Below are 12,768 nucleotides of genomic sequence, written 5' to 3' on the forward strand. Positions count from 1 at the left end.
TCCGTGCCGGTCACGACGCGGACCGTAGCGACGATGCAGCGGCTTCTCGCGACAATTTCGGCCCGCACCCACTGAAGCCGCCATCGCGGATGCCGGCAGTGAATCAAGTCGAGTTGTATGCGGCGATTCGGCGCGACGCCCGCGCGGGGATTTCGAATCGTGCGCTGCAACGCCAGCACGGCGTCGGCTACCGGACCGTGGTCGCCGCACTGGAGTCGGCCTGGCCGAAGGAGCGGAAGCCACCCCCGAAGCGCGGGTCACGTCTGGACCAGTACCGAGGCGTCATCAATGACTGGCTACGGGCGGACCTGGACGCGCCTCGCAAGCAGCGGCACACCGCGAAGCGGATCTTCGACCGGCTCCAGGATGAGCACCACACCACCGACGTGTCCTACTGGATGGTGCGCGAGTATGTCGCCACGAGACGCCGCGAGATCCGGATCGAAGCGGGCCGGGAACCCGCGAACACGTACATTCCGCAGGAGCACCTGCCAGGCCGCGAGGCCGAGGTCGACTTCGGCGAGGTCGCGATCCGGCTGCGCGGCGAACTGGTCACCTGCACGTTGTTCAGCCTGCGACTCTCATACTCCGGCAAGGCCGCCCACAGGATCAGTGCGTCCGCCGGGCAGGAAGCCTTCTTCGAGGGCCACACGCACGCGTTCCGAGCCCTCGGGGGCGTCCCGACCGGGAAGATCCGCTACGACAACCTCAAGGCCGCCGTCGCGAGCGTGATCGGGTTCTCCCGCCAGCGGGTCGAGGCCGACCGGTGGACCGCGTTCCGCTCCCACTACGGCATCGAGGCCTTCTACTGCCAGCCCGGCATCCAAGGCGCTCACGAGAAGGGCGGCGTCGAGGGGCAGATCGGCTGGTTCCGACGCAACCACCTCGTCCCCATCCCAGAAGTCGACTCCGTCGCCGAGCTCAACGCCATGGTCGACGTCTGGGACGAAGCCGACGACGGCCGGCGGATCGGATCCCGCGCCCGCACGGTCGGGGAACACTTCGCCACCGAGCAGCCTCTGCTCGCGCCACTGCCCAACGAGTCGTTCGAGACCGGCCGCTGGTTCACCCCACGCGTCGACAGGTACGCCCAGATCACCGTTCGGATGAACAAATACTCCGTACCCGCCCGCATGGTCGGCCGTCAAGCCCGAGTGCTGCTCAACGCCAGCGACATGGTCGTGTTCGACGGCAAGACCGAAATCGCCCGCCACGAGCGCCTCATGACCAAGGGCTCGACCCGGGTCGACCTGGACCACTACCTCGAGGTCCTCCTCCGCAAACCCGGCGCGCTACCCGGCGCGACAGCGCTGGAACAGGCCAGGGCATCGGGGAGGTTCACTCCCGTTCACGACGCCTGGTGGGCCGCGGCCTGCAAGGCCCACGGTGACGCCGACGGCACCCGGGCGCTGATCGAGGTCCTGATGCTGCACCGGCACCTTCCCCACGAACACGTCGTCGCCGGGCTCGCGACAGCGCTGCGCGCAGGCGCGCTCACCGCGGACGCTGTCGCACTTGAAGCGCGCAAGCACAACGAGACGGAAGATGGCGGAGCCGACGACAAGACAGGTCACCGCCCGACCCACTTGGGCGGCGACAGGGCACGCGGTGAAGGCGAGACCCCTGCCGTGCGATCGCTGACCGAGCGTCGGCTTCGCGCCCACATCCGACCGACACTCGGCCGCTGCCGAGCGTGGACAAGTACGACCAGCTGCTGGCCAGCCGCCGTGACCCGCCGAACGAAGGAGCCGCACCGTGACCACCAAGCGCCGAGGGATGACCGAGGAAGCAGCCGACGCCGCGATCGACCAGGCGTGCCGGATGCTGAGGATGCCCACCATCCGCAGCTCCTTCACCGACTACGCCGACCGGGCCGGGCACGAGCAAATGTCCTACCGCGGATACCTCGCCGAACTACTGCTCGCCGAGTGTGACGACCGTGCACGACGCCGGTCCGAGCGTCGGATCAAGGCCGCCAAGTTCCCCCGCGAGAAGTCCCTGCGGGCCTTCGACTTCGACGCCAACCCCAACATCGACCCCGCCGTGATCCACACCCTCGCCAAGTGCGAATGGGTCCAGAAGGGGCAACCGCTGTGTCTGATCGGCGACTCCGGCACCGGCAAATCTCACCTGCTCATCGCGCTCTGCACAGAGGCCGCCATGGCCGGCTACCGGGTCAAGTACACCCTGGCCACCCATCTCGCCAACGAGCTCGTCGAGGCCGCCGACGAGATGACACTCGCCAAGACCATCGCCCGCTACGGACGCGTCGACCTGCTCTGCATCGACGAACTCGGATACATGCAACTCGACCGGCGCGGGGCCGAGCTGTTGTTCCAGGTCCTCACCGAGCGCGAGGAGAAGGCCTCTGTCGCGATCGCGTCCAACGAGTCCTTCGGCGGCTGGACCAAGACCTTTACCGACCCCAGGCTGTGCGCTGCCATCGTCGACCGACTCACCTTCGGCGGCACCATCCTCGAGACCGGCACCGACTCCTACCGCCTGGCCCAAGCCGCAAAACAGCGCACGACCTGACCGCCGCCATGTGCGAGAAGCGGTGTCGACCGAGACCACCATCGCCGGCCCAGATCACGTCTCCTCGGTGTCAGAACTCGCCTACAAGTGGTGTCGAACGAAACCTCCGAAGCCAGGGTGGTGGGGTGCTGCTTCGCTGCATCCGTCGCTGTCCTGATTGCACTCGGCGCCACACGCGGAACCACGTTCATCGCGTGCGTGATCGCCGGCATGCCGTACGGGCGCCTGCTCGGGTGGGCCATGCAGTCGTGGTTGGTCGACCGTAAGACCATCGGCCGGCAGATGCTGCGCGACTACAACATGTTCGGAGAGGCCAGCACGAGCCCAGACCATGCGCAGATCGACTCAGCCCTGCAGGCCTTCGTCGTCGCGCGACCCGGGGCACGGCTGCTGCGGTTCGACAACTTCGGACCCGTCGTCGGCGCCATTGTGGACGGTGTTCGGGTGCGCTTCATCATCGCCGCATCGGGGCCGAGCGGGCAGTACGTCGTCAAGCACCACCGGCTCAAAGTGAGGACGGCCGCTGGTGATGAAGAGGTGCTCAATATGAGTCACACAATGCGCCGGATCACGATGTCGATGCCGCGACCGTGGAGGGCCGTGGTTGTCGTGGACACCGACAAAGTCGCCTTCGAGCCCAAGGGCGCACGGATCAATGCGGTGACGACCCTGAGCAGCCTCGCCGAAACGCTCGATGCGCAACTACAGAACCCGGCCAGTTTCATCGACCAGCCTGCGGTGATCGACGCACTGCGCGCTTCGGTGACGCGTTAGTCAGCCATCAGGTCGAGCACCTCGGTTTCGGCCGCCAGGCGGAAGCCCCAGGCGTCCAGTCCGACGTGCACCTGCAGGCTTCCGGACGCGGAGCGGGTCGCTCGGTCTGGGGCGTGCGTGTGCCCGTGCAGCAGCGGCTCACCCAGATCCTTCAAGCGCCACTGTGTGAAGCGTTCGGGGCCGGTTCTTCGTCCCTCGCCGTCGTACGGGAAGTGCGAGGACAGCACCTTGCGCCCGTGCAGCCGAATCGTGGCCGCGGTCGTCACCTGTTCGAAGACATCGGCGAACGGACCGAACGCGGCGCCGGCGGTGCGGTGCATCGGGTGTGCCGCGTCGTGGTTTCCGAGGACGATCCGCTTGCGTCCAGGCAGCGCAGCCATCCGCTCCAGCGCACGGCGGTAGCCGGACATGTGCAGGTCGCCCAGGATCCACACCAGGTCGTTCTTACCGACGGTCGATCGCCACAACCTGTTGCGCGAGGGTGCTCCGTCCTTCAGGGCGGAGGTGAATCGCGCTGGGTCTCGGGCGGCTCTGTGCTGGAACGTCCGCGCCGTCGCACCGTGAGGAGTGACAGGTTCGGTCCATGGTGGAAGGTGGTGAGGGATGGTGAGCACGACGCGCGCGTTCGTGTTCCGGCTGCGCCCTGCCACCAGGCAACAGGTGCTGTTGCGGGCGATGCTGAACGACCACCGTCACCTGTACAACGCCGCGCTGCAGGAACGCCGGGATGCCTGGGACACCCGTACCAAGCGCGGCATCACCGATCCTAAGGACCAGTTCGGCAAAATCGGGTTCGCGATCCAGTCCGCGCAGTTGCCGGCCATCCGCGCCAGTGACCCCGACCAGGCTCGGTGGTCAGCCACCAGCCAGCAGCAGACTCTGCGGAGGCTGAACAAGTCCTTCGCCGACTTCTACAGACGGTGTCGGGAGGGTCAGACCCCCGGATACCCGCGCTTCAAACCCGAGAAACGGTGGGACTCCGTCGAGTTCCGTGACGGTGACGGCGCCCGGTGGGACTCGGTCCCGACCGGCCGCGATGACTCCCGCCGGGTGTACCTGCAAGGCGTCGGGCACATCAAGACCAGCACCCACCGACCCATCAGGGGCACGGTAGCCACGATCCGGGTCAAGCGCCAGGGTGACCACCGCGCCCATACCCGTTGGGTCGTCATCGTCACCTGCAACAACGTCCCCCTGAAGGTGCTGCCGCGCACCAGCCGGGTGATCGGGATCGACATGGCCACCGGCGACAACGGACTGGCCTACACCAGTCACGGCGACCGGATCGACAACCTGCAACCGCACAAGCACGCTGCGCAACGGTTGACCCGGTTGCAGCAGCAACGATCTAAGACCAGGCGTGGCTCGATGCCCTACCGCGACCTGACCCGGCAATTGGCTCGGGCGCACGCCAGAATCGCCCGGCAACGCTACGACCACCATCACCAGGTCGCCGCGCGACTGGTCGCCAGCTACGACATCATCTGCATCGAAGGATTGCCGGTGGCGTCCATGACCCGGCGAGCGAAAGCCAAACCTGACCCCGACGCTCCGGGGGCGTTCCTACCGAACGGGGCTCGCGCCAAAGCCGGGCTCAACCGATCCATCCGTGACGCGGGTTGGGGACAGTTCATTGCCATCCTGAAAGACAAGGCAGCATGCGCCGGTCGTCAGGTCATCGTGGTGAACCCCGCCTACACGTCACAAACCTGTGTCCAATGCCAACGCACGGACCCGGCCAGCCGGTCGGGCAAGGTGTTCTACTGCACCGGCTGCGGACACTACGACGACGCCGACATCAACGCGGCACAAACGATTCTGTGTGTGGGGACTGGACTGGTCCCCGAGCAACCCACCCGGGCTGCTTGAAGAAGCCCCCGCCTTCAGGCGGGGGAGAAGTCACATCTCATCGAAGGAATCGTCGTGTGCTTCCGGCGACTCGAAGCCGCGCAGGAAGGACACCAAGCGGTGCTCGTAGTGGATGTCGGAGGTGAAGTACGTCGGCATGTCGGTACGGTGCGACGCGCCTGGGCGGTGAGGCCCGTCGCGCGACTGCTCAGTCTGCGTAGTGACCGGCTGCCGCGAGCTCCTTGAGCTTTTCTATCGCGCACGGGGCCATCGTGGCGCGCGGCTGCGGGGACCCGTCGAGTGCATCGAGCAGGTCGACCGAGCAGCGGATGTCACCCCTGACCGACTCCGGAGTCACGCAAGTCGCGGCACCCGAAGGCATGAACACGCTTGCACTTCGACGCGATCGTGTCGTCTTCTTCGAGTGCGACGTTGGCCGGATCGGGGACTGTGTGAGTGGTCATCGACGGTGGGTCCGTCGTCTGGACACGAGGTTCGCCGCAGGCGGTCCGAGTGTTCATACCGCTACGGTGCGATGGGCTACGGCTGGTCCGCTCCGACGCCGAGACGTTCGAGCTCGCCGGTCAGCTGGTCGCGGAACTCCTCGTGCACGGCGCAATCCGGTCCGCCACCGTGCTCTGTGCACCATTCGGCCTCGTACTCACCGCCGTTGCTCGAACCGGACGCGCTCTGTTTGTCGCAGCCGGCGAGCTGGCTCGCGCAGTTCTCGAGCACGGTGTCGTAGTCGGACCAGTCGGTGCTGCCGCCAGCGTCGTCGAACATTTCCTGCGCCTCGTCGGCAACGCAGGGGTCGACGTAGGTGTCGGTGGCGGGCAGGTCGGCGGGCGATTCGGCGGCGACGTAGCCGGAGAACGTGCCGTCGCTGTTGCGCAGCTGGCGCGACTCGTCGCGGGTTGTGGTGCTCGACATGCCCTAAAGAACGGCGGGAGTGGTCTGCGTTGCGCTGCCGTGCCGCTCCTCATACCGGATACGCGCTTCGAGGCTGCGGGCGGTGTTCCGGTTGTCCTGTGCCTGAGCCTCGAGAGCTCGTGCAGCCTTTTCCATGTCGACCGCCCGCAGATATTCGGCGGCGTCCTCGTAGGAGTCGGCACGATCTCGAAGGTCGGCGGCGTACTGGGTGTCGAAGGACATTTGCTCGGACGCGCTGTGCATGGTGGCTCCTCGGATCTGGTGATGTCGGTACGGTGCGACGAGCTCGGATCGGTTGGCCGAGGGGGTCGCGCTGGTCGGAGCTCAGCTCGCGGCGGCCTCGATCCGCTTGGCGCGGGTGAGCACAGTCTGCTTGTCCGTGCCGTACATCTCGTGCTTCTTGACGACAGCCGACAGGGTGACCGTGTCGCCGGACCGAACGTTGTAGGCCCACGCAGCGCTGGTGTAGATCTTCGCCAGCGTCGCGCCCGCGTCCACGACAAGGAAGCGCTGCGTGGTGTTGTAAGCGAACCCGTCGACGGTCATCGCGGTGGCAACCACGCCGGTCACCTCGACCTTGTCGCCCACTGTGCCGAGCCACTCGCGCTCGACCGGCTCGGGTGCGTCCTTGCGGTTGGCGTGCTCGCCACGCATCCGGGCGTAGGCGCCGACCGTGGAAGCCAGCAGGCCGAACTGGCGGGACTCGACCACATCGGCTTCCAGCACCGCGACCATGTTGGCCGCGTAGTCGCTGTCCTCGTCCTCGAAGTGTTCACGCACGGCGGTTCGGATCGACTCGGCGGCGGTGGTGTGCGCAGCCAGGACCGCATCGACCTCGGCACGCAGCTTGCGGTCAACCGTGCTGTTGCCCCACAGGTAGCTCGCCATCAGGTCACGGGTGCTGACGCCGAAGCTGGAGGCGGCCTTGAACCCACCTCCGACCTCGGCGACCGCGAAGGCCAGGGCCAGCGCGTAGGTCGTCTCGAAGGACTGCGGAGTGTACGAGCCGCGACCCCTGCCCGCCTCGATGTCCTCAGTGGACAGGAACACCGGTTTGCCCTCGTGGCCAAGGAAGTCCTTGATGCAGGCCGAGCCGACCTGGATCCGCTCGCCGGTCTCGACGTTCTCCACCAGGTAGGACTTGCGGCGGTTCGGACGATTGGTGGTGCAGTGGCCGCAGTACCCGACGATGAGTGTTGATCGGTCGACGTTCGCCTCGGTGCCGGCCGCGCTGCGCACGATCCACGTCACTGACTCACCGGCCGGAAGCACGTCCAGCGACGCCAGGAAGCGCCAGCCGGCATAGCACGGCGCCTCGCCGGTGATGGTGGTGTCGATCACAGTGACGCGGGCGCCGGCGGGTAGGTCGGGGAACTGGCCTTTGTTCGTGATGATGCGCCGGGTGCCGGTTACCTCCAAGCGTCCGGTGAATCCGCGCTTGATCGCACGGGCGTTGATCTTGGCGATCTTGTCGCGGGTCGCTGCGTACTCCTGCGGCAGCAGAGTCGTGGGGTGGACCTGCGGGTCGGTGTCAGCGGTGGCGGTCTGGTTCGTCATGTCGGTACGGTGCGACACGGCTCGGCCGGCCGCTTGGCCCGAGTCCCGTACTGGCACAGGGATGCGAGGGACCTATGCGCGAAACGTCACGGGCGTCGCACCGTATCGAAATGGTTGCTCACCAATCCGCTTCGGCGACGAAGAAGCCGCTGGGCAAGAAGTCCCTCGCCTTCCGGTTCCGCGCAGTCGCCGCGCAATGGCACCCGACCAAGAACGGGGACCTCACCCCGCGTGACGTCGCGCCGTCGAGCAAGGACCGCGCGTGGTGGCGGTGCGAGGTCGACCACGAATGGCAGGCCGCGATCTACACGCGCACCTACCGGGGCTACGGATGCCCGATCTGCTCCAAGAAGGTCGTCATGCCTGGCGTGAACGACCTCGCGACAGTCCACCCGGACATCGCCGCGCAGTGGCACCCGATCAAGAACGGCACACTGACTCCGCGACAGATCATGTCCGGCGCCCGCAAGATGCTGTGGTGGGTCTGCGACGCGGGCCATGAGTGGCAATCCACCGGGGCACACCGTGTCAACGGTCACGGATGCCCGATCTGTACCAACCAATCGGTTGCTGCCGGGGTCAACGATCTCGCCTCGCAGCGACCCGACCTGGCAAGGCAGTGGCACGCGACCAAGAACAAGCCCGCCTGGCCGGATCAGGTGCTCGCGACCGGCACGTTCCTGGCATGGTGGAAGTGCGACAACGGACACGTCTGGCAAGCGACCGTGGCACAGCGGGTCCGTGGCAACACCTGCCCACGCTGCAGGTAGGACGCGCGCCAGCCCCACCAGGCCTGGCAGGCAGACCGGCCCAAGCGCGTCGCACCGTATCTCTATGACTACCGAAACCCGCACCGTCCTCGTTGAACGCTCCTACCTGGTCCGCGTGACCCAGACGTATCGGGTCACCGCGCCGGTGGATCTGATCGAGGACGACGACGCCGACTTCGACCAGTTCGTCTGTGACCAGGGCGAACTGCTGTCCGACGAGACCGCCTGCATCGACGACGACCAACTCGAGACGGTTGTCCGTGGCGACGCCCCGGACAAGCCGGCGTACGCACCGGGTCTGTACCGACTGATCCGCGTCCTGCAGAAAGGCGACGTGTCGACCCGATTCGCTGAGCACACCACCGAGGGGCTCTGGATGATCGGCGGCATCGAGGGCCTGCTGTCGACCCAGTTCGTTAAGGAGATCCTCCTCTTCCCCATGATCGAAGCCGTCTGAACGACAAGGCGAGCAAGCCGCTCGGGGACGCTTTGTAGGCAGATCACTGAGACCGCCGCACGTCCTGCGGAGCGAGCCATGCGTGCCGTTCCTGTTTCATATGGTTGAACTGACGCAGACCGCAACCGAGAAGTTGTGGGCAGACGAGCACCCGCTGGGTTTGCTCGAGCGCGGCGACCTTGACTTACTTCCGGACCGGGTGGAGCACCCGGACCTGTTGAGGTACCTGGACAGTGTCTTGAGGCGACACCTTTGTACCGGGTCGCGATAGTACGAACTAGGTAAAAAACCGACAAGTAGGGTTTGTTTGGCGAGTGCGCAGGAACAAGATGTTGGTGCGGACGATCCGACAGGCGGATCGACCAAGCCGCAGTTCCGAAGGAGAGTGCAATGCGTTACGAGAGCACATACGAGGACGACCTCGCCGCAGCCGTCGCCCGCATGGAGGCATCGGAGAACGGATTGGCCGACCAGGCTCGCACCTACGAGCCCGGCACGAACGTCTGGTACATCGCCTACAAGACCATCGCGCCGAGCGAATCCGCCTGAGCCCACTCCTGGTACGGGGTGGGAATGGCTAATCACGGCACCTCGCCCCGTACCCGGGATTGTTTACACCGTCAATCGCGCAGAAGGAGCAAATATCGTGCACACCGCAGTGAACGACCTATCCCTCCGGGAGGGAGTGACTCGCCTGCTCGACAGCTACATCGGCGTGTCGTCGCACGACCACGTTCTACTTGCGTACACACCAGATAGCCGCAGGTATGCCGCGGCCGTCTCGCTGGAGCTGGCTGGCAGGGGCATCCGCCATACGACGTTCCCCATGCTTCCGCTCGAAGACCCCGGTCTTCGGGACCGACTCGCGTGCGTCCTTCCGGACCCGGCGTCATTCCGTGGTTCGTTCGTTGCTCTGACACTCGAATTGGACACGATGTCACATTTCGACGAGTTCTCGGACATCATCGACGCGTACGGCGCGGCACGGGCAAAAGTGGTCCGCATCATCAGTGCAACGGAGGAGTTGTTCACCTCGGGACTTGCACTTTCTCCGACCGTGATGGAGCGCCTTAATGCGACGCTCATGGCATGGCTCCGGGATGCACGCTCCGTTCATCTGAGCAACGAGGCGGGCACGGACCTCACGGTGGAACTCGACCAGGATCGCTATGACTGGATCAGCAACCGCGGACGCCACCGGCCGGGTGCATTCCTGGTGCTCCCACCGGGTGAGATAGCGACCTACCCCGCTCGGGTCAACGGCATCTACTGCCCCGACGGTGCGATCAACTGCAACGTCCTGACGGAGCTCGACGTTCTGCTCGCCGACGCAGCACTTCGGCTTGAGATCGTCGATTCCAGAGTCGTTTCGTTCCAAACGACGCGGGACGATGTGCGGCAGTTCCTGTCATCAGCATTCGCCCAGGAGCATGGCAACCGGATCGGCGAGCTAGGCTTCGGGACGAATCGGGCGCTGCACCGCTTCATCCCGCACAATAGTCATCTCAACGAGCGTTTCCCCGGCATCCATCTGGGGATTGGTCAGCACAATCAGACTCTTGAGAATGTGCCCTACTACTGTCCGACACACATCGATTTGGTGGCGACACGTGCGCGGATCACCAAGGAGAGCGGCGAGACGCTCGACTTAGCGTCATTCCCACCGGATCCCTCGGTCGAACACCCGCGCCTCGTCCGTGATCAGGACGTGAACGGCGACTGCTGTTCAAGTGGCTGCTCCCTCGTCACCCTTCCGACACGCGGTACAGGGCCGGAGGCCGTCGTCATTGGGTAGGACGCGCGAGTTGCTCACGGACGTGCCGCGGTTGGAGGCAGCGCGTCGCTCCGCACTGCAGCGGCGATACCTCGCGACGCGGGGTATTGCGGTGGTTGGCAGCTCGACGGCGGAAGCAGTCATCCCGCTGGTCATCGTGGTAACGCTCGGGGGTGGTCCGGGTGAGATAAGCGCCGTCCTGTTCGCGACGCTCGGGACAGCACTTGTGCTTCGCCTTCCGATCGCGCGGATCCTGGATCACAGGACCGACGAGGCGAGCGTTCAGGCATTGGCCCTTGTGCTTGCAGGCATCGGGTCAGCCTTGATTTGGGCGGCCTGGATGATCGGCGTGCTGACCTACCCCTTCCTTCTGGCCTGCGTTCTACTCATCGCCCTTGGCCGCACGGTTGTCTCCACTTCCGGGTATGCGGTGGTCGGCAGAATCGCGGATGGGCCGGAACGGCTCCGCATGACCGGGCACTTGAGCAGCGTGAACAGTGTGGGCTCAGTCGTCGGCGAGGCGGTGGGTCCCGCACTGACACGGTTCGTTCCGCCGCCGGTGGTGCTTCTCGTCGACGTCGTCCTGAGCGTGGTATCAGCGATATGCGTCCGATCATTGCGTCGCGCCACCGGTGAGGTGGCCAACGCTGATGAGGACGTGTCATCGACGGATGCGACGTCGGTGTGGACATCGATTCGGACGAACCGACCATTGCTGACCATCTGGATGATCGGGTTCGTTGCTTCCGTCTCGGCACCCGCGATCCTGGTGTTCCTGTTGGACGTACTCCGGATTCCGATGTGGCTCATCGGTGTCACCTTCGCCGCAGCCGCTCCTGGCGGCATTGTTGGGGGTTTGCTGGTCCGCGCGGTCGCCGGCCGCTTCCGGGCGAGCGTTGTGCTGGCGACCGGTGCTGTCATGTCCGCTCTCGCCATTGGCCTGCTCCTGGGCGCCAACGGTCTCGGTCATTGGGCGCTTCCGGCTGCCATCGCCTACGAATTCCTCACAGCCCTTTTCGGCACTCTCATGATCGCGTCGACGATGGGGCGCCTGCAGATGATCACGCCCAGTCACCGCGTGGCACGGACGATGTCCGCCGCCAGCATCGGCCTGGAGGCTGCTGCACTCCCCGGACTGCTGGTCGGTGGCACCGTCGGCTCGACCGCGGGTGCGGAGGCGGCGCTGACCGCAGCCGTCGCGCTGTACGTTCTGCTGGCCGGGGTGGCGGTCATGTGGGTGCGAGGGTGACTGTGGGTGCCTGCGGTGACGCGTGGGCGCCGTCCGCCGACCTGCTCGGGCCCGCCTACGCACGACACGCCGAGTCGGTTCTGGGACGTGTCCGATTCGAACTGGTTTCGAGTCAACTCCTGGAGGTCTTTCCGCGGACGGAGGGCCACGTGGTCGATGTGGGTGGCGGGTTCGGCGAGCAGGCAATCATGCTCGCGCGCGAAGGATTCCGTGTCACGGTTTGCGACCCGGACCCCGCCATGCTGGCCATGGCGAAGTCGCGAATTCAGACCCTGGAGGAAGCGCTTGCCTCGCGGGTTGTCCTAGTGCCGGACGACGGTCGGCGGCTGGAGAGTCTCGGCGCCGGCGAGTGCGATGCGGTGCTGCTCCACAGCGTGCTCATGTACTTCCAAGATGTTCGACCCTTCTTCGAGGCCGCATCGCGTGTCCTCAAGAGCACGGCACGCGTCTCCGTGCTTTCCACGAACCCGCGGTCAATCGCTATGCGATCGGCCTTACAGCGTCGCTGGGATGAGGCACTTACCGCGATGCAGCACGGCGACGAGGCGCAGAGTCGATACCTGCCGACGTGGACCCATGATCGCGACACGCTGGTTGATGTCGCCGCCGAATTCGGCTTCGTTCCCGAAGCGGAGTTTGGGGTGCGGGTGTTCACGGATCACTTGGAGGACACTGATGTCCCCCATGATCCCGCTGAGCTGGCAGCGCTCATGGAGCTTGAGCGCCTCGCCGGTTCCAGGGATCCCTACCGCTCGGTGGCGAGGCTCTATCACTTGGTATTACGTCGAGGAGGATGACGCCTCACCGTCGGGCTGCACGAGGATTCCTGTCGGCGCCGGGCGGATGGTGCGCGCGTTCGGCGGCCAAGCGGTGT

The 12,768-nt window shown here is 65.7% G+C and carries 14 protein-coding genes and 1 pseudogene; 10 read left to right on the forward strand and 5 right to left on the reverse strand.

What is annotated here, in order from left to right:
• Positions 1-89 precede the first annotated feature (89 nt).
• The 3 genes and pseudogenes from istA to FB459_RS09235 all read left to right on the forward strand — a co-directional run bounded on the left by istA (position 90) and on the right by FB459_RS09235 (position 3,309).
• A pseudogene (gene istA / locus FB459_RS09225) lies at positions 90-1,759 on the forward strand (IS21 family transposase).
• A gap of 17 nt (positions 1,760-1,776) precedes the next feature.
• Positions 1,777-2,535: an IS21-like element helper ATPase IstB gene (gene istB, locus FB459_RS09230; protein WP_211345253.1), complete on the forward strand. Its 759-nt coding sequence runs from the start codon at positions 1,777-1,779 to the stop codon at positions 2,533-2,535.
• A gap of 198 nt (positions 2,536-2,733) precedes the next feature.
• Positions 2,734-3,309, forward strand: coding sequence for a hypothetical protein (locus tag FB459_RS09235; RefSeq protein WP_141928249.1), 576 nt, complete (start codon positions 2,734-2,736; stop codon positions 3,307-3,309).
• Here FB459_RS09235 and FB459_RS09240 read toward each other — a convergent pair.
• Positions 3,306-3,776, reverse strand: a complete 471-nt coding sequence (locus FB459_RS09240) for a metallophosphoesterase (RefSeq protein WP_141928250.1) — start codon at positions 3,774-3,776, stop codon at positions 3,306-3,308. The two genes, FB459_RS09235 and FB459_RS09240, sit on opposite strands and share 4 nt — an antisense overlap.
• Positions 3,777-3,912: 136 nt before the next feature.
• Here FB459_RS09240 and FB459_RS09245 point away from each other — a divergent pair, with 136 nt between their 5' ends.
• Positions 3,913-5,178, forward strand: coding sequence for an RNA-guided endonuclease InsQ/TnpB family protein (locus FB459_RS09245; RefSeq protein WP_141928251.1), 1,266 nt, complete (start codon positions 3,913-3,915; stop codon positions 5,176-5,178).
• Positions 5,179-5,365: 187 nt separating this feature from the next.
• Here FB459_RS09245 and FB459_RS09250 read toward each other — a convergent pair whose 3' ends face one another.
• The 4 genes from FB459_RS09250 to FB459_RS09265 form a co-directional block, all read right to left on the reverse strand.
• Positions 5,366-5,545 (reverse strand): hypothetical protein, encoded by a 180-nt coding sequence (locus FB459_RS09250; protein WP_141928252.1) that lies wholly within the window; start codon positions 5,543-5,545, stop codon positions 5,366-5,368.
• A 152-nt stretch (positions 5,546-5,697) separates the two neighbouring features.
• Entirely contained in the window at positions 5,698-6,087 is a 390-nt protein-coding gene (locus FB459_RS09255) for a hypothetical protein (RefSeq protein ID WP_141928253.1), read from the reverse strand.
• Positions 6,088-6,090: 3 nt separating this feature from the next.
• The gene (locus FB459_RS09260) at positions 6,091-6,330 is read right to left on the reverse strand and encodes a hypothetical protein (RefSeq protein WP_141928254.1); all 240 of its coding nucleotides are present in this window, start codon (positions 6,328-6,330) and stop codon (positions 6,091-6,093) included.
• Positions 6,331-6,411: 81 nt separating this feature from the next.
• Positions 6,412-7,644 (reverse strand): hypothetical protein, encoded by a 1,233-nt coding sequence (locus FB459_RS09265; protein WP_141928255.1) that lies wholly within the window; start codon positions 7,642-7,644, stop codon positions 6,412-6,414.
• A gap of 110 nt (positions 7,645-7,754) precedes the next feature.
• Here FB459_RS09265 and FB459_RS09270 point away from each other — a divergent pair, with 110 nt between their 5' ends.
• From FB459_RS09270 to FB459_RS09290, 6 genes are all read left to right on the forward strand, one after another.
• Entirely contained in the window at positions 7,755-8,414 is a 660-nt protein-coding gene (locus FB459_RS09270; RefSeq protein WP_170221809.1) for a zinc-ribbon domain-containing protein, read from the forward strand.
• Positions 8,415-8,478: 64 nt separating this feature from the next.
• Positions 8,479-8,871 carry a hypothetical protein gene (locus FB459_RS17550; protein ID WP_211345164.1) on the forward strand — a complete coding sequence of 131 codons (393 nt, stop codon included), beginning with the start codon at positions 8,479-8,481 and terminating at the stop codon, positions 8,869-8,871.
• Between the two features lie 390 nt (positions 8,872-9,261).
• Positions 9,262-9,420: a hypothetical protein gene (locus FB459_RS17260; RefSeq protein WP_170221811.1), complete on the forward strand. Its 159-nt coding sequence runs from the start codon at positions 9,262-9,264 to the stop codon at positions 9,418-9,420.
• Positions 9,421-9,517: 97 nt separating this feature from the next.
• Entirely contained in the window at positions 9,518-10,666 is a 1,149-nt protein-coding gene (locus FB459_RS09280; RefSeq protein ID WP_141928257.1) for a CgnE/CgnB domain-containing protein, read from the forward strand.
• Positions 10,667-10,757: 91 nt separating this feature from the next.
• Complete coding sequence (locus FB459_RS09285; protein ID WP_170221813.1) at positions 10,758-11,894, forward strand: MFS transporter; 1,137 nt, start codon at positions 10,758-10,760, stop codon at positions 11,892-11,894.
• A 2-nt stretch (positions 11,895-11,896) separates the two neighbouring features.
• Positions 11,897-12,691 (forward strand): class I SAM-dependent methyltransferase, encoded by a 795-nt coding sequence (locus FB459_RS09290; protein ID WP_246092547.1) that lies wholly within the window; start codon positions 11,897-11,899, stop codon positions 12,689-12,691.
• The last annotated feature ends 77 nt before the right edge of the window (positions 12,692-12,768 follow it).

Source organism: Yimella lutea, from assembly GCF_006715095.1.
Taxonomy (GTDB): domain Bacteria; phylum Actinomycetota; class Actinomycetes; order Actinomycetales; family Dermatophilaceae; genus Yimella; species Yimella lutea.